The 19,952-nt window shown below is 52.4% G+C and carries 16 protein-coding genes and 2 pseudogenes; 12 read left to right on the top strand and 6 right to left on the bottom strand.

Annotated elements, in window-relative coordinates; genetic code table 11:
* Window positions 1-853 precede the first annotated feature (853 nt).
* Window positions 854-1,471, bottom strand: a complete 618-nt coding sequence (locus ABJN75_RS17855; RefSeq protein ID WP_348440935.1) for a helix-turn-helix domain-containing protein — start codon at window positions 1,469-1,471, stop codon at window positions 854-856.
* 118 nt (window positions 1,472-1,589) lie between these two features.
* Here ABJN75_RS17855 and ABJN75_RS17850 point away from each other — a divergent pair, with 118 nt between their 5' ends.
* From ABJN75_RS17850 to ABJN75_RS17800, 11 genes are all read left to right on the top strand, one after another.
* On the top strand, window positions 1,590-3,737 hold the full coding sequence (locus tag ABJN75_RS17850) for a transposase (protein ID WP_348440934.1): 2,148 nt from the start codon (window positions 1,590-1,592) through the stop codon (window positions 3,735-3,737).
* Entirely contained in the window at window positions 3,734-4,198 is a 465-nt protein-coding gene (locus tag ABJN75_RS17845) for an AAA family ATPase (protein WP_348440933.1), read from the top strand. The genes ABJN75_RS17850 and ABJN75_RS17845 overlap by 4 nt, the downstream gene beginning before the upstream one ends.
* A gap of 42 nt (window positions 4,199-4,240) precedes the next feature.
* A complete protein-coding gene (locus ABJN75_RS17840; protein WP_348440932.1) occupies window positions 4,241-4,495 on the top strand; it encodes a hypothetical protein in 255 nt (84 codons plus the stop codon).
* Between the two features lie 1,114 nt (window positions 4,496-5,609).
* Entirely contained in the window at window positions 5,610-6,746 is a 1,137-nt protein-coding gene (locus ABJN75_RS17835; protein ID WP_348440931.1) for a helix-turn-helix transcriptional regulator, read from the top strand.
* A gap of 252 nt (window positions 6,747-6,998) precedes the next feature.
* Window positions 6,999-7,436 carry a class IIb bacteriocin, lactobin A/cerein 7B family gene (locus ABJN75_RS17830; RefSeq protein ID WP_348440930.1) on the top strand — a complete coding sequence of 146 codons (438 nt, stop codon included), beginning with the start codon at window positions 6,999-7,001 and terminating at the stop codon, window positions 7,434-7,436.
* Between the two features lie 73 nt (window positions 7,437-7,509).
* A complete protein-coding gene (locus tag ABJN75_RS17825) occupies window positions 7,510-7,926 on the top strand; it encodes a hypothetical protein (RefSeq protein WP_348440929.1) in 417 nt (138 codons plus the stop codon).
* A 40-nt stretch (window positions 7,927-7,966) separates the two neighbouring features.
* Window positions 7,967-9,241 (top strand): NHLP bacteriocin system secretion protein, encoded by a 1,275-nt coding sequence (locus ABJN75_RS17820; protein ID WP_348440928.1) that lies wholly within the window; start codon window positions 7,967-7,969, stop codon window positions 9,239-9,241.
* The gene (locus ABJN75_RS17815) at window positions 9,241-11,448 is read left to right on the top strand and encodes an ATP-binding cassette domain-containing protein (protein ID WP_348440927.1); all 2,208 of its coding nucleotides are present in this window, start codon (window positions 9,241-9,243) and stop codon (window positions 11,446-11,448) included. Before ABJN75_RS17820 ends, ABJN75_RS17815 begins: the two co-directional genes overlap by 1 nt.
* Complete coding sequence (locus ABJN75_RS17810) at window positions 11,445-14,441, top strand: ATP-binding cassette domain-containing protein (protein WP_348440926.1); 2,997 nt, start codon at window positions 11,445-11,447, stop codon at window positions 14,439-14,441. The genes ABJN75_RS17815 and ABJN75_RS17810 overlap by 4 nt, the downstream gene beginning before the upstream one ends.
* Window positions 14,442-14,467: 26 nt before the next feature.
* Window positions 14,468-14,806, top strand: a complete 339-nt coding sequence (locus ABJN75_RS17805) for an STAS domain-containing protein (protein WP_348440925.1) — start codon at window positions 14,468-14,470, stop codon at window positions 14,804-14,806.
* Window positions 14,807-14,810: 4 nt separating this feature from the next.
* Window positions 14,811-15,230 (top strand): ATP-binding protein, encoded by a 420-nt coding sequence (locus tag ABJN75_RS17800; RefSeq protein ID WP_348440923.1) that lies wholly within the window; start codon window positions 14,811-14,813, stop codon window positions 15,228-15,230.
* Here ABJN75_RS17800 and ABJN75_RS17795 read toward each other — a convergent pair.
* The 3 genes and pseudogenes from ABJN75_RS17795 to ABJN75_RS17785 form a co-directional block, all read right to left on the bottom strand.
* Window positions 15,227-16,771 carry a SpoIIE family protein phosphatase gene (locus ABJN75_RS17795; protein WP_348440922.1) on the bottom strand — a complete coding sequence of 515 codons (1,545 nt, stop codon included), beginning with the start codon at window positions 16,769-16,771 and terminating at the stop codon, window positions 15,227-15,229. The genes ABJN75_RS17800 and ABJN75_RS17795 overlap by 4 nt on opposite strands.
* 378 nt (window positions 16,772-17,149) lie before the next feature.
* Window positions 17,150-17,416 (bottom strand): annotated as a pseudogene (locus ABJN75_RS17790) (transposase); the annotation flags it as partial.
* Between the two features lie 76 nt (window positions 17,417-17,492).
* A pseudogene (locus ABJN75_RS17785) lies at window positions 17,493-17,895 on the bottom strand (integrase core domain-containing protein); the annotation flags it as partial.
* 34 nt (window positions 17,896-17,929) lie between these two features.
* On the opposite strand from ABJN75_RS17785, the gene ABJN75_RS17780 reads away from it, so the two are divergent.
* Window positions 17,930-18,469 (top strand): hypothetical protein, encoded by a 540-nt coding sequence (locus ABJN75_RS17780; RefSeq protein WP_348440921.1) that lies wholly within the window; start codon window positions 17,930-17,932, stop codon window positions 18,467-18,469.
* A 121-nt stretch (window positions 18,470-18,590) separates the two neighbouring features.
* Here ABJN75_RS17780 and ABJN75_RS17775 read toward each other — a convergent pair whose 3' ends face one another.
* Both ABJN75_RS17775 and ABJN75_RS17770 read right to left on the bottom strand, forming a co-directional pair.
* Window positions 18,591-18,953 (bottom strand): hypothetical protein, encoded by a 363-nt coding sequence (locus ABJN75_RS17775; protein WP_348440920.1) that lies wholly within the window; start codon window positions 18,951-18,953, stop codon window positions 18,591-18,593.
* Between the two features lie 239 nt (window positions 18,954-19,192).
* Window positions 19,193-19,952: UDP binding domain-containing protein (locus ABJN75_RS17770; protein WP_348440919.1), on the bottom strand; the 760-nt coding region annotated here is incomplete at its 5' end.

The following is a 19,952-nucleotide window of genomic DNA, read 5'->3' as shown; positions in this document are numbered from 1 at the left end:
GATCAACGCGTCAGTGGGTTACAATGACATTGGACAAGTTTCAAAAGAAGGGACTGATATCGGTTAGCAGAAGCCAGATTGTCCTTGAAAACTATGAACTTCTTTCAGCGAGTACCGGTTCGGATGGATGAACAGAAGAGCCGAATAGCTTCTGTTCCAGGCAGATAAACAAGAACCGCGCCTGCATAGTTGGCCGGTACCAGCATCATTTCTCGCCAACAGGGCGTCTTCTTTCGCCCTATGTTTTGAGTAGAGGATTCTCCGTCAGCGCCTATGGGGCCAGATTGTTTAATTGCTTAAGAGGGATTTCACCCATCTTCGCCATACGCGAATGAAGTATGAAACTGAAGCCCAATCTCCACTAGTAGGCGGTGAACAACCCTTCGTGCAAGTTAAGGTCGCTATTGACGTTTTTGAACGCTATTTGTGGACTGCAGTTTTCTAAGAAAAACTGGTTGTGGGAGAGAGACGCCCACTCCCGTCACTCGGAATATGATTTCGGCACACTAACATAACTCAAAACCGTCAAATCCCGCCTTATCCCGGCAAAACCTTTCTGGTGCCGAATAATTACGGCCAATGCCAATTAATTCTGACATGTACAGTTGTCAGAGATAGTTGGCACTGTGATTGTCAGAATTATTCGGCACTGGACGATGAGCTTTTGGCCAGAATTAAACGGCACTAAAGTACCAAGTGTGGTTTGTTTTCAACAGGTTGGGTAAGGTTCGTTTGCGGACCGTAGGGGCCGCAATATCAGTCAGTGCAGTTTAATTACGGAACATATTGAAAACAAAAGTAGCTTTTAACTGCTGACGCTTTTCATTTGGCTGGCTGTTATCCGATTGCGGACCTATTGCGGACCCTGTTTGTTTCGGTGTTTGAACGCTCGTGCAAAGTAGGGGAGGTCGTAGCAGTCGACGTTTCGGATATATTCCTTGAATTCGTCGTTCGTCATGCGTCCGCTGTCTACAAGTGCCTTCTTCTCCCGTTCGATATAATCGGCAAAAATCAGCATCGCCATGCCGATGGACTCCCCTTCGGCCAATGTTTCTTTCGGTTCCATGAAGGCAAGTTCTTCAGGTGCATGTTTTTCGAGAATCTCTATGAGGATCCGTTCGCCAGTTAGCTTCATCGTCGTAATTCGAAAGTCATCAATTCCGGAATCGGGAAAACCAGTCTGCTGTCTTGGAAATGCTTCGCCAAAAAGAAAGTAATCTATCTTTTCTCCTGTTCCGGCACAGGCTTGCAGCAGGAACTCCAGGGGGATGGAGTTTCTCGTTCTCCAGGATGATATTGCCTTGTTGGAGACTTCAAAATATATAGCCAGGTCGACGTCAGTCTTTGTATTTGTTGATGTTTTGAGGCGAACAATTACCTCATTGGCGTCTACTTTTATGCCCTTTTTCATATTTTCAAGATCCGCATTATGCTGACTTCTGTTTGACATCTTCGATATGGCGATTGTCATGCTGCAAAATGCAGACTGTTAGGATGCATATTATGGATTACCGTTCACTTAAAACCAATGATCAGCTGTTGCGTGCTGTGCGCGCAGGCTTTGTATTACAGGGCTCGTCACTGAACGCATGGTGCAGGGCCAACGGAATTGTGAGGCGAACTGCCGAGCAGTCCCTGAGTGGAGAGAACAAGAGCACCAATGCAGTAGCCCTCGTTGCTCGGATTCAGCTTGCTGCTGGTTTGATGGCGTCGAATGCCCCGCGATGTGGCTGAGCGTTCTGGAATTCGCGGACCGCGCCGGCATTTCACCACGCAAGGCGCGGCAGGCCCTCCAGCGTGCTCATGCTGGAAAACCTTGGCGAAAGCAGAAACTTGAAGTGAGATTGGTTGATGGGACCGGAGGACGGTCTGGCCTGTCATATGAAGTCATGGTGTGTAGCTTGCCGCTTAACCTTCAGACCATTGGCAAAGTGCCTTCAGGTCCTGGGCGCGCGTCCGCAACTCCCATAAGATATTCGGTTCCTTCAGATTTCAGCCGAAAGGTCGCGTGGTTCCAGCAAACCTTTGCAGATCTGTTGGGTACCAAGGCGGGCTCGATCGAACGCGGAAAGGCAATCATCCAGCTTGAAGGTGAAACGGTTGTCGACTGGAATGGTAATTCAACCGTTCTGAAGCGGCGAACACTTTATTCCTGGATCAAGCATTATGAAGCCGAAGGGCCACTCGGGCTAAAACGTGCCAAGCGCTCCGACCGTGGCCGGAAGCGGGTTTTCATCTCGCGCGCATGGGACAATGCGGTCTCTGAGCGTTTCGACAATGAGACCAGGGCCGAGATCTCCGACGCTTTACGCCAGCAGGTGAGGGGGCTGATCAAGGGTGGGGCTGTTGGCAAAGTGGTTCTTGTTTTGGCATCGGATTATCTGAAGAAGATGAGTCTTGCCAATGGCTTTGCCTTGAATGATCAGGCGGAGCTTGAGCGTGTCTGCCGGGTGCCGAGATCCCTGATCCGGTCTGAGCAACATCTGAGCAAGGTCTACCGACACAAGTATGACCGCAAGGCCAGTGAGGACGACCGGCCCCGCGTCAAGCGCACGACCGACGGCATGCTGCCAATGGACTGTGTGGTGATGGATGTGCATCACATCAATGTTCTCCTGACACGCGAGAATGGCACAACAGGCACGCCAAAGCTGCTGGCCTTCATGGACATGGCCACAAGACGCGTCTGGTGCGAATTGGTCTTCATCGAGACCAAGGGCGGGGTTCGCAATGTTGATGTGATCGAGGCCTTTGCTGCCATGGCGCAGCATTCAGCTTTTGGTCTGCCGAAGTCGCTGTATTGCGACAACGGCAAAGAATATCTCTTCGCTGACTTTCTGGATGATGCCATGCAGCTGCAGATTCCAGTCGTTGGGGAGCCGGGCAAGTCCCGCGTTATCCGGGCCTTGCCCTATAATGCATCTGCCAAGCCGATCGAGGCCTGGTTCGGTCATTTTGAGCAACAGTTCCTGAGGACGTGCCCCGGTTATATCGGCGATGACCGGATGAACCCGAAACGGTCGACGCTCGGCAAACCTCCCAAGCCCTTCGAAGGCGATTTCAGGGGCTTTCAAAGCCTGTTTAAACAGCTGCTCAATGCCTATGAGGTGCTGCCGCAATCCGGCGCGTTGAAGGGCCAATCTCCAAGGCAAACATTCGAGACCCATGTCCAGCAAGGCTGGTCGGCAACAGTGATGGATCCGTCCCGACTGCATACAGTCTTCACCAGGCCGGAGACCCGGAAAGTTCGCCAGCACGGGATTTCGGTCGGTGGAAGGACCTGGACATGCGATGAGCTCGATACCTGTTTCCATGACACTGTGACGGTGCATATCCCGCAGTTCCATGGCTACAACGCGCTGAGGCTGACTGGGCCGGACGGTGAACTCCTCGGCATCGCTACGCCTCAGGAAGAGTTTGCATTCAATGATCCGCGTGGCGCCAAACGCTCGGCGGACCGAGTCAAGCGCCGCAATAGGGCTCTGAGAACTCTCGATAAGTCTGTACCCAATGTTGATGTTGGTGCGGCTCTGGTCGAGCTGGGTCGGACTGCGTCGCCAATTTTACCAGACAGCCCTCGTGCAACGGTTCGGGTCACAGGAGAGGAGGTTTATGCTCAGGCGATCCTTCCGGCTTCTGAGATACTGCCTTCGCTGACCGAAGATGAACGCGAGCGGCGTGAAATCGCGGCAAATCGGGAGGCTGCCTTCAGCGCGTTAAGAGGACATGGCTCATGAATGAACAGATCGTGCGGCGGTCCGGGACGGGTTTTGTCGATATTGCTGCAAGTCGCGAGATCCTGAAGGCAATGGAGATTGCCCGCGATATTCCAGACTATCCGGTACTGATCAATTCCAAGCCTGGCATGGGAAAATCGACGGCGCTTCGGCATTACTCCAAGACGATGGAAGCGTTTTATTGCGAGGTGGGACAACCGAGCAAGGGCATGAAGGGCATGCTGAAGATGATCGTCGAGGCAACCGGCGGCTCGGCGTACAATCAGTACAGTGCCGATCTGGCAGATACAGCGGAGGAACGGCTCAAAGGGTGCTGGTCATGGTCTCAGCGTCCCATGCTGATCATGGACGAAGTCCAGATGCTGGAGTTGGCGCCGCTCCGGGAACTGCTGCGCCTTCAGGAGCTGAGTGGTTGTTCGCTTGTGCTCAGCGGCAATGACAAGCGGCTTGCCCGCACGTAAAGCCATGATTCAGCCCTGCAGCAGATTGTCAGCCGTCTTGGAATGCGCGTCGATCTTGGTCCACCAACGGAAGAAGACTGCTGCAGCATCGGCATCGACTTTAATGTAGAGGGCAGGGACGCCTATGAGGCCCTGAGGCGCTACGGTCCGCAGACATCCGTGCGCGATCTCGTTCGGTTGCTTAACTTTTCCGGGAAGATGACAGGCGGTCATGGCAGCATCCAGATGCATCACCTCAAAACCGCTTTCCTCACGATCTACGGCAGCAAGAAGGACTTGAAATTGCTGGCGGGGTGAAGTTGACGTGTTTTCTGCCTTGGATGGCCCGGTTCTCGTATAGCATATCACCCAGGTCAAAAGACCTGTTGTTGGTAATCAGACCGTCCAACTTTTTAACAAGTCGGAACTGACAAGCAACGACAGCGCAGTCTCAGTGCCAGTTTAGTGACCTTTTCGAGTGTTCCCCGTCAGCGGTGAGGCGGGTAAGATCTGCGGTACGGTGAACGCAAAAAATGGTTTTGAGGCTTACACCGGGGCGCCGTTCTTTTTCGCAGGTTATGTGTTCCTAGGGGAGACCTATCGGATCTTTTCATTCGAGGTGCCCGGCTACAGCGTGGAGCAGACAATAACGCATGGGAAGATATGCAACTGACAACTTCACATTTCTTCGCCAACCCAGAGGGCAGCCTTTGAGTGGCTGCCTTTTTTTGTGGTCATTCGACTGCGAATTGCGGAAATGGGTGCAATCAGATGATCACAAGAGAAGAGTTTTATCCGCTTGGTATGGGCGAAGCCGGGGAACACAATACGCCTAAATTTGCGTTGGTTGTACATGCAAAGGATAGCCTTTAAGGCGCTTTCGCGCAAAAGGGAGAAATCTTCGGTCCTTATGAGAGTTCGGAACTCTTTTGATCCACCCCCATTGAAGTGATCCGCCATTATGTTTAGGAAAACGCAGGATCACGAATGTCCACGAAGCGACCAAAGCCAGAAGAAATTGTCTCGAAGTTGCATCAGGTTAAAGTCCTTGTCGGCCGGGGCATGCCGTGTATTGGCGCCCAAATGCAATTGTACCTGCGGGGGGCTGCAGAAACCTCTTCGCGCGTCACGCAATGCTACTTGAGAACAGCTGGTTCTCCATCAAATCTTGCTGGCATTTGTTCCAATTGCCCTGATTGCGGACAGGAGGGCCAAATAGGTCTGGGCTGGAATTTCATACAGCGAGATACAGGACTACCATACCCTGGTCTTCCACTGACAAGTCCATCCAAATAAAAACTATTTTTAGAATCAATCATCAAAGATGATTTTATTTGAAATTTCATTAAGTTGTTTATCTAACAGAAAATGACACTATCGAGTCGTGGTTCGAATTTTGTTTTGCTGCGTCTAGTTTGGGGGAAATATTTTTATGGAACTGAGCAATGATAAGATCAGTGCTCTGATAGACTGTATTTATGAATCCACAATGCACGAAAACCAGTGGGTCGCATTCGTCGAGGCCCTCTGTGAACTTTATCCAGGTATTGCTGTTTCAATGATCGGGCAGGACGCCGGTCAAAAGGATCAAGTTTTCGTATCTTCCGGGTTATCCAAGGAATGGCTCGAGCGGTATGCTGAGGAGTTTGCATGCGGCAACGAACTGACACGGGTACAGAGCCGGTTGCCGGTCGGTCAGGTATTTTGTCAATCTGAACTTCTCCCCAACGGTTCATTTCATGAGACCGAATTTTTTCGCAGCTGGTTTCAACCGCAAGGCCTTGATGCGGTCACTGGGTTTGTAATCGCGCAAGGGGGAGGACGCTCATTGGTTCTGAACCTTTATTATTCCACTGCAAAGAAAAACGGACAAATTGGCTCGCTGAGATCCTTGTTGAAATTGCTGGCGCCGCATCTCTCGCGTGCTACGGAGCAATTTCGAAGGCTGCATGTGACACGAACGATCGCCAGCGAGTTCAGCGGGTTGATGGATGCGCTGGTTATTCCCTCGATCGTCACTGATGACAAAGGGAAATTCCTGATCGCAAACAGCGCCGGAGACGGCCTATTGGATGATCCAGAATCGTTGAGGATGGATTCGAAGGGCTACATTGCCTTGCCAAACGATGATGACACTGCCTTGCTACGCGAAAAGATAAGTTCAGCGGCAAAAAACCAGCTGCCCAGTGGCTTCAGATGTCACACGGAGGAGGGTTTTCAATCTATCCGCATCATACCTTTCAGATCCTCGACCACGCGAAACAGCGACTTGCAGAGTTTGCTTTATGGACCGCAGCCACGCGTCGCCATATTTATCGGCCAAAAAGATACCTTCATCATCGATGACAGCATTCTGCTGGATGTCTTTCAGCTGACACCCAGGGAAGCGGAAATCTGCAGGAGGCTGATGGCAATGCAAACACCAACAGAAATTGCCAGTTCACAAGATAAATCACTCAGGACCGTTCGCAATCAAATCCAGGCGATCTATGCAAAACTCGGGATCACCCGAAACGCCGAGCTTTCCGATGCATTGGCTGTCTTCAAGATTATCGGCAAGATTCAATAATGTTTACGCGCCAGTTTTTAATCAACCTTCAGACGGAAATACATGAAGTGGCACCATGACCGCGCCTAAATGCAGGGACTACCACTACACAAATAACCGATTGGATATTGCCGGGTGACAAGGCGTTATTTGTCGGTAATTCCATTCATTCGAAGTTTTTTGATTTAAATGCAACATTTGAGCAATGTTGCTCATGTGGTTGCTTCGCATGCTTCGTACGTATTAGTTACTAGTTCAATTGGGAGAATGAAAATGACAATCGAAGCAGCTGGTGAGTTCCTGTCCAAAGTCACAAGTGATGACGCTGCCATGGCAGCGTTGGGTGAGGCAATTTCCGGAGTTTCTGACCCAAAACAGAAGTGCGAAGCAATTTCGAAACTTGGTGCTCAAAATGGGCTCGAATTCACTGCCGAAGAAGCAATGAAAGTCCGTTCTGCAATAAGAGCCGAAGTCGCCAAAAATTCGCCTGATGCCGGGATCGAACTTTCAGATGAAGAACTGGAATCGGTTTCTGGCGGTTGGTTTCTTGCCGCCGTTAGTGTCCTGGCAGCTGGAGTCAGTGTTAACGAAGCCACTCGCGGCAAGGGCCAGACTGCAAAGGACGTGAGGTGGGTTGAAAGCAATGCTTCCATCGGCGGCGCTGTTACCGGCGGCGGCTCACCCGTCTCAGATTTTTTGGGCATCGGATAAAACCAGGTGACAAATTCCGAGGGGGCGCATTGCCCCCTTTTCGTTTCGTTCTGATGTTTCTGGAGACGTTCTGATGAGCATGGAAAATCTGATGGCATTCGTGGAGGCCACATTGCAGGATTCCGCGCTAACTGCCGAACTTGGCGCTGCGGTGGCAGGTGCCGACATTGATTCGAATTCAACCGTTTCCGCATTTGCCACGTCTCGTGGCTTTGAAGTCGTGCCCGAAGAAGTCGCAGCCTTCAAGGGAGGCATGAGGTCCAGTCTGATAGCCAGTGGTGATTTGCAGGGTGACGAGTTGAGTGATGACGATCTGGAAAGGGTGTCGGGGGGGATTTTTGCTGGCGGATGCATGCCACCATCAGATGACTGGTATAAAAAATTTCGCACGGTACCCGTGCCCTCCGGTCCCCCCGGATCAAGTGATTGGGGTACGGAAATCCCGCCTTTGCCGTCACCCGAGAAATATAGAGACCTTGGCTTGCTCTAGGCTACCTGGCGTACATAGTAGATTGAACGGTGCATAGAATATGGCAAAACGCCAAATCGTCCGCCCACCCGGTCCGGAAGAACTTGACCAACTGGTGAGGGTTAGCGCACCGGTGGCGTGGCTTGCCTTTTGGTTTCTTGCTGTATCGATGGCCGGTGTGGTGGTGTGGAGTTTTTATAGCACCGCACCGGTCAAGATAACCGCGCAAGGGATCATTCTTGCCAAAACGGGCGTTGCCGAAGTCTCGGCGACGTCACAGGGGCAAATAGCCAGCCTTGAATTCAAGGTGGGCGATCAAATCCAAAAAGGCGATCCCGTGGCCGAGATTGTGCAGCCCTCGATTGCCGAAAGCATTGCGTCCAAAAATGCCGAGCTGGAACAGTTGCTGGCCAAGAAACAACAGATCGCTGAATTTCAGCAAACAACCGCAGCTTCCCAATCCGCCCTGCTTGAGCAAAACGAACGCAGTATCAGGCAGCGGATAGAGACGCTCGAAAAGACGCTGGTCATCAATCAGGATAGCGAAAAGACAATGCGGGGCCTTCTGGACCGTGGCATCACCACGCGTCCAAGGTATCTGGCTGCGCGAAGCGAAATGCTGGAGACTGAGAGCCAATTAAATGATGCACGCAGCGAGCTCGCCGCTGTCATGTCTGATCGTGCGAAATTATCGACTGCTGATGCTCGCGAATTACTGGGTTTGGATCTGGATATCGCCAGAGTTCAGACCGATCTCACGACGCTGAGAACCGAAGCGGACCGGAGAAGAGAAATCGTATCTGATGTTACTGGAACAGTCGCGGAAGTTTCGGTTCGTTCAGGTGATATTGTTTCAGTGGGCCAAGCTATTTTGCGGGTCGTATCACTGCCGTCTGATCAGGCTGATCAGGAGCTTGTAGCCAGGCTTTACGCCAATTCTTCGGATGGCAAGAAACTCAGGCCGGGCATGCCAGTGCAAATCGTTCCGGCTACAGCGCGTTTGGAGCGGGACAGTTATCTGGTGGGACGGGTGTTGGAAGTGTCGCTTATCCCCGCGACCCGCGAAAGCATTCAGGCAACGCTGCGCAACAACAGTCTTGTTGACGTCATGACCCGGGATGGCCCGCCATTTGAAGTCGTTGTCGAACTGATCAGGGACGACAGGACAGTCAGCAAGTACGCCTGGTCGAATGGCATAGGTCTCGACAAGCAGGTGGAAAGTGGCACATTGCTGCATGCGAAGGTCATTGTTGATCGCATTCCAATCATTGCTCTTGTAATTCCACGCGCAGAAACAGTATTGGCGGAGATCGGATTTACAGGTTCCGGCCTGTGATGGGGGACGCGGCAGCGAAATCCACAAACACGCGCACCAAACCGTCAAAGGTCTGCAAGACACCTGTTCAGTTCCAGGTTGACCCGCTCGAATGCGGTGCCGTCAGCCTTTACATCATCCTGGCCTATCATGGCCGCTGGGTTCCCATTCCCGAGCTGCGCAGTCTTTGCGGGGTATCACGGGACGGCAGCAAGGCGTCATCGATCATCAAGTCGGCCCGGTTGTTTGGACTGAACGCCAAGGGGTACGCCTATTCGGTCGAGAAGCTCAAGACTGTCCGGACACCGGCCATCATATTCGTCGACAGGGCGCATTTTGTCGTACTGGAGGGTTTCGATGGCCGTAACTTCAAGATCAATGACCCCGCAGGAGGGCGTTATGCCCTCGCACCCGATTTGTTCGACAAAAGGTATTCTGGCGTTGTTCTGACCTTTGAACCCTCTGAGATCTTCGAAAAAGGGGGCGCCGCACTCGCCGTTTGGCCGTCGATCTGGGGCATGAGCAAGGGCATTAGGCTTATTGTGTTTCTTGCGGCGATGACGGGAATTCTGCTCATTATCCCGGGTCTGGTTGTTCCGAGTTTGACGCGTATCTTCGTTGACGATTACCTCATCGGAGGTCAGAGGGACTGGATTATTGTGTTCCTGTTTGCCGGCGTTGGAATATTCCTAGCTCAACTTTTTCTGAACTGGCTAAATCAATGGGCTTTGCTGCAACTCGCCTCACGCATAACGGCGAAGACGGCAGCGGACTATGTCTGGAGGCTATTGAGGCTGCCGATACAATTCTACGGCCAGCGGTCACCAGGAGTACTTGCCAGTCGAGTTGATATGGCCGAGCAAATAGCATCGCTTGGCAGCGCGACAATCGTTCAGCTCGTTGTCGGCGTGGTGGCCATAGTTTTCTTTCTGGTGGTGATGGCTCTTTACAGTGTCTGGCTAACACTTGCCGCGGTCCTGGCCAGCTCGATCTCGATAATTGCCTATCTGGCAAATCAAAACCGTCTCGCCGACTATCATAGAAGGCACACGATGGACTTGATGAAAGCCTCAGGGAAGCTGCTGCAGGGGCTCGCGCAGGCGGAGACTCTAAAGGTCAACGGTGCTGACAAGATGTTCTTTGAAAACTGGGCAGGAAACAATGCCCGCGTCATCAATTCGGGCCAGGCACTGGGGCGTGTCCAGGCAAAGATGGCGCTGGTGCCGGAAGTCGTCGATTTCGCAGGCAAGATGTTCACGCTCGGCTTTGCAACAGTCCTGGTTCTATCAGGCGATCTGACGATCGGGATGCTTCTCGCCTTCATGAGCTTGCAATCGAATTTCAACGGCCAGGTCGGGGGTGTTCAAGCGGCCGTTTCATCGCTTCGGCAGGCTGGTGGATCGATTGAGCAGATCGAAGACGTGACTGCTTACGGCATATCCCCGGAATTCGAGGCCGCAGAAGTCTCAGAAATTGAAGGCACGGCGACAGCGCTGGGTGTGACAGGCAAACTCGTCGGAACGCTGAGCGTTGCCGATATCAGATTTGGCTACAATGTGAACGAGAAACCGCTGGTCGACGGCCTGTCGTTTTCCTTGCGTCCGGGTGCATGGGTTGCGCTGGTCGGGGCGAGTGGCAGCGGCAAGTCAACGGTCGGCAGAATATGTTCCGGCCTCAACCAGCCCTGGTCAGGGGAGGTCAGCATCAGCGGTTCCCCTCTTTCAGATATATCCAGAAAACGTTTGCGCCGGTCGGTGACGGTCGTCGATCAGTCGATCTTTCTGTTTGAAGGGTCCATTCATGACAATATTTCGATGTGGAACCCCACCATGCCGGAGGCCTTGGTGATCCAAGCTGCGCGCGATGCGGAAATCCATGACGATATCATGCAAAGGCCAGGTGGATACAAGGGCACCATTCAAGAAGGTGCGCGCGACTTGTCAGGCGGTCAGCGGCAGAGGCTTGAACTTGCGCGTGCGCTGGCAACGGAACCAAGCATTCTGATTCTTGATGAAGCGACGAGCGCGCTGGATCCGGTTGTTGAACACCGGATCATCGAGAACCTGAAACGCCGGGGGTGCTCGTGCCTCATCATTGCCCATCGACTGAGTACCGTGCGCGATTGTGATGAAATTATTGTCCTGGACCAGGGACAGATTGTCGAACGTGGCGCTCACGACAGCATGTTGGCAAGCGATGGCCCTTACGCGCGATTGATGCAGGCATGATGATGGACAAATCCGTGGTCCGCCATAGCGAACGTTTAGTCAGATCAGAACCGCTCGATCTCAAATCAATGACAGGTGCCTTCTATCTGGTCGAGGGAAACGTGCAGATTTTCCTCGTGGAGAAGCCCGGCCACCAGGGAAAACCTGAAACAGGACCTGGTATCGCTCAAGGCGGCAGGAAATTCCTGTTCGATGTCGTTGCCGGTGGCACGGTTTTTGGCGGAAACCTGAAACGGGCAGTCTCAGATAATGGCGAACAGGTTGCGTTCGACGCGTCTGGTCTTTTGAATGACGGCGTGACCCTGGTTGCGGTCGGTGGTCACGATACCGAGATCATCCATTTTGGCGATGATACCTGGACAGAGGACCTGATCAGAGCCGTTGGCGTTTCGCGGTTGATCAACGGTGTAGATCAATGGGTTGACCATCTTCTGGATTGCGCCGGCACGCTGCTGCCCCGTCCTGAAGAATTTGAAACACTGGCATCGCCAACCCACTCAGACGATCTGAGAGCAGGGGCCCTATTCAGTTCACGAAGCGGTATGACATGGGTGGCACAGAAAGGTGCGCCGCATCTTATGTTCGAAACGATCCCGCTGGATCAGACAAGCCATGTCCCCGTGAATGACCGCTCCTGGTATATGGCAATAGAAACAGGGCCTTTGGTCGCTTCTACAACAGGCAGCCTTCTTCAGGAAGGCAGTATCTGGGCATGCCTGGAGGACTTTCAGACTGCTTTGCTCGAGTTTTTGCCCGAGACGCTCCGCCTGCTGGCAGGAGATGACGTTAATCGCATCAAGGAATTTGAACGACGTCAGACGGCGCTGTCGAGTGACGCCTTTGCGCGCCTCCATGGCGCTGTCAGCGGCGAGGTCGATGAACAGGCACATGTGAAGGGTGCGCTGCCTGAAGACCCTCTTGAGCTAGTTTGCGCGCAACTGTGCCGGGAATTGAACATTGACTATCAGCCGGTGCGTTCGGAAGTCAGCTCGATGCTTAGGGAACGGTCGCTGGACGAAATCCTTGACGCAAATTCTTTTCGCTTGCGGGAAGTGAAGCTGGCGCGAGGCTGGTCATGTCAGGATTCTGGGCCATTGCTGTTCATTGACCAGACGACCGGTGAACCGTTTGCATTGCTCCCGGAAAAGCGATCTCGCCTCGGACGCCGGTCCTATTGGCTCTATGATCCGGCAACCAGGGAAAAGCGAAAGCTGAACCACACCGATGCGGATGCGTTGCAGGGCCAGGCCTACATGCCCTATCCGCCGCTGAGTGATGAGCCTTTGACGGCCAAGGCTTTCGTCATGCGGATCTTTGACAACCGTCTCAATGATCTTCTTGTCATTCTTTCTGTATCAATCATCGGAGGCATTCTGGGACTTGGCGTGCCCATAGCCGTCGGATTTGTCATTGATGAGATCATTCCGAGCGGTGATTTCGGCAAGTTGATGGAGCTGATTGCAATTCTTGTCGCTGTCGGAACCTGTATTATTCTTTGTCGATACGCATCACAGGTCGCCACACTTCGCATGGAAGGCTGGGCAGGGGGAAGGCTGGAAGCCGGGATCATTGACCGTGTTCTCAGATTGCCGATCACGTTGCTCAGCTCATTCTCATCCGGTGACCTTGCATCGCGTGCCATGGTCGTACGCAGTATTGAACAGGTGTTCACCGGTGCATTGATCAATTCGCTGCTCAATAGTGTTTTTGCAGTTTTTTCAGCTGCCTTGCTGTTCTATTACTCGGTACCACTTGCGTTGATCGCGATTGGATTCTCACTCGTTGTGGTCGCACTCAATTTCGGTCTGGGTTATCTGGGCATGCACTACCAGCGGCTCGAACTCAATCGGTCGGCGCAGATCACCGGGGAGTTGTTCCAGACCATCCTTGGTATCGAAAAAATCAGATTGTCCGCCTCTGAAGTGCCACGGTTTCACCAATGGGCAGGTGAGTATGCAAAACTGACTGGAAACCTGATCAAATCCAGACAAATTCAGATGGCGTCTACCATCTCGATACAAAGTGCCATGATTGGCGGTTTGATGCTCATATTTGGCGCCATCCATTTCTTCGACCTGAATCAGAATGGAATGACAACTGGCACCATTGCGGCATTCCTTGCGGCGTTTTCAAACACCATGTCAGGTTTGCTGGGGCTTTCCGGGATTTCGCTGTCGCTGCTGGCTTTGAAGCCGGTCTTAGATCATGGGCGCCCGATCCTGGAAGCCAGTCCGGAATCCAAGAACTCGGGATCGGCTGTCGAGGTGTTGACTGGCCGGGTGGACCTGGAACAGCTCTGTTATTCCTATCCGGGAACTGATCGTCAGGTTCTCAATGGCGTGACCGCTTCGATTTTACCGGGTCAATCCGTGGGTATCGTAGGGTCATCAGGATCGGGGAAATCGACGTTGGTTCGACTGCTGCTAGCGTTCGACGAACCTGATCAGGGAAGCGTTTTATACAATGGTCGCGCACTTGCTGGTCTGGATAAGAACGGGGTGCGTCGGCAAATCGGTGTTGTCCTTCAAGATGGACGACTGATGGCGGGATCGCTACTGGACAACATTCGGGGCGGCAATGATCAAATAGCCGAGGAAGATGCCTGGGAGGCTGCAAAGCATGTCGCGCTGGATGCTGATATTCGCAACATGCCCATGGGCATGCACACGCTGATTGCGGACAAGGCTGCGTTGTCCGGTGGGCAGATTCAACGCTTGATGATCGCGCGCGCTTTGGTGAACAAACCACGCATTCTGATCCTGGATGAGGCGACCAGCGCATTGGATAACGCAACCCAGAGGGTTGTCAGTGAAACACTGAACCATTTGGGGATCACCCGAATTTCGATTGCGCACCGGATATCGACGATACGGAACTGCGACGTGGTGCATGTTATGGACGAGGGGCGTATCGTGGAATCGGGTGACTACGACACGCTTATTGCCAACAATGGCTTATTCACAGAACTTGCTGCACGTCAGTCCAACGCTTGAACCAGGGCTTCCAGAGGGAGATCGTCTTGCTTGAAATCAAAACCGAGGAAACAGAAGGGTGTTTCGTCGTTTTTCTAAAGGGCGAATTGAATGCCCAGTCCTGTGCTGCCTTGCAGTCCATGCTGATGGAAGAGATCAGCAATGGACGACACAGTTTGGTCATATGCCTGACGGAATTGAGTTTTATCGCGAGTGCAGGTTTGCGGGTGCTTCTAATCGTCGCCCGGCGCATGGCTGCTGTGAAGGGGAAGGTGTCCCTGATCGAAGGATCAGCCGAAATCATGGAAGTGTTGGAAATCAGCGGCGTGAAGACGCTGATACCCGTCTATTCCTCCGTTGATACAGCTGTTCAAAGTTCGGATTGACCGTTTGACCGGCTCTACTTCCATCGCCCTGAAACTGATCAATCATCTGGATGCTTTAACCGAGTTGGAAGCGGCCATTAATGCGTTTTGCAGTGATCATTCGGTTGAAAAGAAGCAGTGGCACCGGTGTCGGCTTGTTGCTGAAGAGCTGTTTATCAACATCATCACGCATGGCTATGAGGATGGACAACCCGGCAGCATCAACTGGACGATTTCCTTCGAAGGGAACAAGATTCATTTTGAGATCGAGGACAATGGTCTGGCGTTCGCCCCACGGTCTCCCAAGCCCAAGGCGCTTTCACTAGACGAGATTGAGGACGTCGGAGGGCATGGCACCGGGATTATTGCAGCTCTCGTTTCCAGTATCGATTACTCCCGAAAAGACGGACTTAACCACTGTCATGTCGTCATGGAAGCCGGTTAGGACGACGTCTGTTCCGGTTCAGAAATCGGAAGTCTCCGGATAACAAGGACCGCAGAGTCGTCGAACTGATCTCCAGGCGCATGGGCCTGCTGGCTGGATCTGATCTGGTCTGCCATTTCTACAGCACTGTTCAGGCTCGGATTTGCAATCAATTCCATGATGCGAGCCTCTCCAAATGCAGACCCTGCATGGGTGCCTGCATCCGTCACTCCGTCTGTATAAACGATGAATGTGTCACCTTCTGCAAAAGGAATGTGACACTTTCCTGGCTTGATCTCCGGGAACAGGCCAACAGGGACACAGGGGTCGACCTTGAGTGTCTCGGTGGTACCGTCTGCTTTCCGCAGCAATGGTGTCTGATGAGCGCAATTGCCGAATGTCAGACTGTTTTGATCGATTTCGATGATGCCATAGAGCATGGTTACAAATAGATCAGACGGATTTTGTGTCAGCAATCGTTCATTGACCAGCGACAGGGCTGAAGCAGGATCACGCTCAGCTGTTGCAATGTCGAGCAAGACGGACCGTGTAATCGCGGCAAAAAATGCGGCCTTAACACCTTTGTCGGATACATCGGCCATGACAAATCCGACCTTGTTTCCCGGCAACTCGAAGATATCAAAGAAGTCGCCGCCAACGTGGCGGGCAGGAATGAAATAGCTTGCACAGTCCAAGGCTTCCTGTCTGGGAAAAGATTGGGGAAGAGCAAGTTCCTGAAACTGACGGGCGTTTTCCAGATCGTCTTCCAGCCGTCCAAGCGTGTCGGTCAGTTCCGTCTGGGTTTCTTCCAGGGCAATATTGGTCCCCTTCAGCCGGGTGTTGTAATCAACAATTTTCCGGCTTTGGCTCTGTTGAGTAACAAGGACAAACACGCTGGTCGTTCCGGCCAACAGAAAATACGCAAGCAGGTATTTGAAAGCGAAAATATTGGACGCCAGCTGTCGCTGGGATGTTATGGCCTGGATGCCGCGAACTTCGCCCGCTGACCAGTCTTTTTTGGGGCTTTGTTCGTGCGAATTATGACAAGCAACGCAGGTTTTCCCCATCAGGACGGGCGTGGCAATTCGCATTTTTCGGTTGAACAAACTACCTGTTGCCTCCCGGTATTCCGTCTGAAGTCCAGCGCGAAACGCTGCGAGCGCGGCGATTTCAAAATCATCCAATTCGTTGTCGCCCCGGCCAATGAATGGATAGTCCGAGACGAAGCGATAAGAGATGTTCCCGTCATTTTCGCTGATCAGACCGGCAAGTTCTTTGGAAAAGGTTGCAGGGATTGGTATCGCGTGGTGCACATCCCGAAATTCATGGGTGAATTGCACATCGCCGCCGCCTGGTTCGATCCGCCCCAATATCTCGTTGGCATAAAAAGACCGCACGGCATCTATGATTTCACCAACCGTAGTATTTTCTGTTGTGAGGGCTTCGTCGGTTAACTCCCGCAAGTCCAGCCAGACGGCAATCGGGAGGCCGAGCAGTAATATGGAAAGCAGAATGGCGAGAAAGTTTGCAGGGTTCTTAAAGCGGTCAAAAATTCTATTCATTGTTTTCTCTGTATACCGATTCCAGTCCAGACAAGCGTGGCAGTAGCCCCATTTTTCTAACTAGTATTAATTTCGTTTCGTGCAAAATCGGAACAATCGATTTCGAGAAAGCGACGGTACTAAAGCCTATGTTGTAACCATTAATATTACAGTGTTTTATTCATTTATCGATTTTTATTTTCATTTTTCAGATGTTTTGGAGAGTATTGTTTGCCGTCGCGCTATTTATTGAACGAGCATATTTGCTCAGGCGCGTTACATATCCAGCTTTGACTTACGCGCGGGCATGATCGGCCCCATTTGAGCGGTCCATTTCAAAAGTTAATGCATGCTTCGTCCTTGGTCCATCTCGACTATGGTTTCGGGAGCCGGAGGGCCCTAGCCCAATGCACTGTGCGGGCGCTTGGTATTGTAATATTTCCTCCATTGTCCGATTAGGATCTGTGCCTCCTTCAGACCGAAGCAGATTTCCTCGTCCAGCAACTCACCCCAGAACTTGGCGTTAAAGCTCTCACAGCATCCGTTTTCCCAGGTTGAGCCTGGTTCAATAAATGCTGTCTTCACATCGACGGCGTTGACGCAGGCCATGACGGCCTGAGCGGCGAACTCCAGTCAGTTGTCCGATCTGATGTAACTTGGGACGCCCCCGAAGGATGTAGAGGCCTTGATCCTCCCCTTTGAATTGGTTGATTAGCACCAGTTAATTTGTTCACTTTGATTGTTAGTGCATGCTTGGCGTTTGGTCCATCGAGACGATGGTTTCAGGAGCCGGCGGGCGGTAGCCCAATATCCAGTTTTCGGGGCACTGTGTGGTCGTTTGGTGTTGTAGTGTTTCCTCCAGCTTTCGATGATTATTTGAGCCTCCCGCAGGGAGGTGAAGATCTCTCCATTCAGCAATTCATCGCGCAAGCGCGCATTGAAGCTCTCGCAGTATCCGTTCTCCCAGGGCGAGCCAGGTTCGATGAAGGCGGTCGTGGCTCCAACGGCCTTGATCCAGTCCCTGACGGCTTGAGCAACGAACTCAGGGCCGTTGTCTGACCTGATGTAAGCAGGCACACCCTGAGAATGAACAGGTCGGTCAGAGCATCAATCACCTCGGTCGAGTTCAGCTTCCGCTTCACGCGGAAGGTAACTGGCACCAGTGCATAACAACAAGCAGTGAAGCAAGGCAGTCTCATGAAACTCAGAACATTCATCACGGCGGCAGCTGCCGCAGGTCTTGCACCAGGCATTGCAGTCGCCGCATCCGAGGAAGAGCTTGTCGACTTCCTCTTTGTTCAAACCAGCGAGAGCGTTTCCCTTTCCGGGGGCAAATTGCGCCTAGAAGGCGTCAATCCTGATACATTGTATTTTTCAGATCGCCCGGAGCGTGTGGTCGGACGTTTCACCACGGAAGAGTTTGTCTTCGAGTGGGACAAGGGCCATGATAGCTTCAAGTCAGATCCGCCCAATGCGGTGCTGACGGTCCATTCCCGAGATATGCCTGCGGAAGTCGTTGTCGTCTTGCAAAGTCCGGCCCTCGATGCCGATGATCTGATTTACGACGTCGACGTTCTGGATGGTTCAGATGAGCTGGACGCTGTAGAGGCGTCGCTGTTTATCGATGTAATCGGCAGGCCATTGACGCCTATGTCTTATGCTGGTGTCGCCCGTCGTTCCGGTCGCAGGACCGGTCGGCGCGCGGCAAGCAAGCGATGAACTGAACGTTTCCAGAAGGTCCCCGACCAATCCAGTATCAATTGTGAGGGCTCGACCACCGGTTAAAGTTCAGACAGGTGTTTGTGGTATTGTGAAAAAACCTGCCGCGCTTATCGGCGCCTCAATGGATCGCGGTTTCCGCCCCTTCTTCAAGAACGTTCAAACTGGCAGTTTCTGGCGTACTAAAGCATTCCCCACGCTCCTTTTCGTGGCTCAAAACCACCAAACCGCGCATTTTCCCGGATAATCCCGGCAAAACCTGTCTGGTGCCGATTAATTGCGGCCAATGCCAATTAATTCTGACACGTACACATTGGCCGCAGTTATTCGGCACCATCTCAAAGCTGCATTCCTGACATTTTATGGAAGCAAACGGGATCTGAAATTGTTGATCGTCTAGTGGAGCAGGCTTCAAGAAATGATCACTCAACCCAAGGTTTTGTGAACCAATATGCCCGATAGGGAACCAAAGATGGATAGGCATTGTGTTCGGCTGGGTGAGGGCCAGTTGGCGTAGGTCAAACTATTGCTGCTGACGAACATCAAAGTTAAGTAGCAAGTTTGTGTGTGACAGGTGAAGAGCGGAATCATTCACATGCTGAAGTCTGAATGCTAGCTCTGGGTGTGCGGCTGTTTTTACTCTAACAATCAAGCAATGACCGAAGTGTCCGCCCCCACTCGGGGTGATCGATGGGGGAGCGAGGGCGGACGGGAGTGTGCAGTCTACCAGCCTATTCCGGTGTAGTCGGATGACGCTTGGGCTTTTGGCGAAATGCGGACAAGATCCACAATCACCGCGCCTTCCGCTTTTGACTTCAACACACTCCTGATTGTCGGTTGGTTTTGCGAGACAACAATCGCTTCGGCCTGATCAATCGCCTCTTCCGGCGTCTCTTTCATGAGATTGGGCAGGGCATCGACAACATTCTTCAGGTGAGGGGCCGCATAACGCATGTACTCAAATTGTTGAGCTATGTGTGAGCCGGGCCGAATGGCCGGATCATAGGCGGTAACTTCAATGCCCTTGCTCAAGAGGTCAGCGATCACTTCCAGAATTGGACTTTCCCGAAGATCGTCCGTGCCCGGTTTGAAGGCGACGCCCAGAATTGCAACCTTCCTGGCCTCTGTTTGTTCGACCAGATCCACGGCCTGATCGATTTGCTCCTGATTGGACGGCATCAGCGCGTCGATCATCGGAATATCGACACCCAGTTCCTGCGCCAGATGCGAGACTGCTCGAACTTCCTTTGGCAGACAGGAACCGCCAAATGCGAAGCCGGGTTTCAGGTAATATGGCGACAGGTTGAGCTTCGTATCCTGGATAAAGATGTCCATGACCGCGTGACTGTCGATACCCATCGGCTTGCAGAGGCGTCCGACTTCATTCGCAAAGCAGACCTTTGTGGCGTGCCAGACATTGTCGACATACTTTACCAGCTCAGCGACTTCGACACTGGTAATGATCGGCGCTGCATCAACCGGG

This window comes from Hoeflea sp., from assembly GCF_039975035.1.
Classification (GTDB): Bacteria; Pseudomonadota; Alphaproteobacteria; order Rhizobiales; family Rhizobiaceae; genus Hoeflea.
This window is presented reverse-complemented; position numbering and strand designations above follow the sequence as displayed.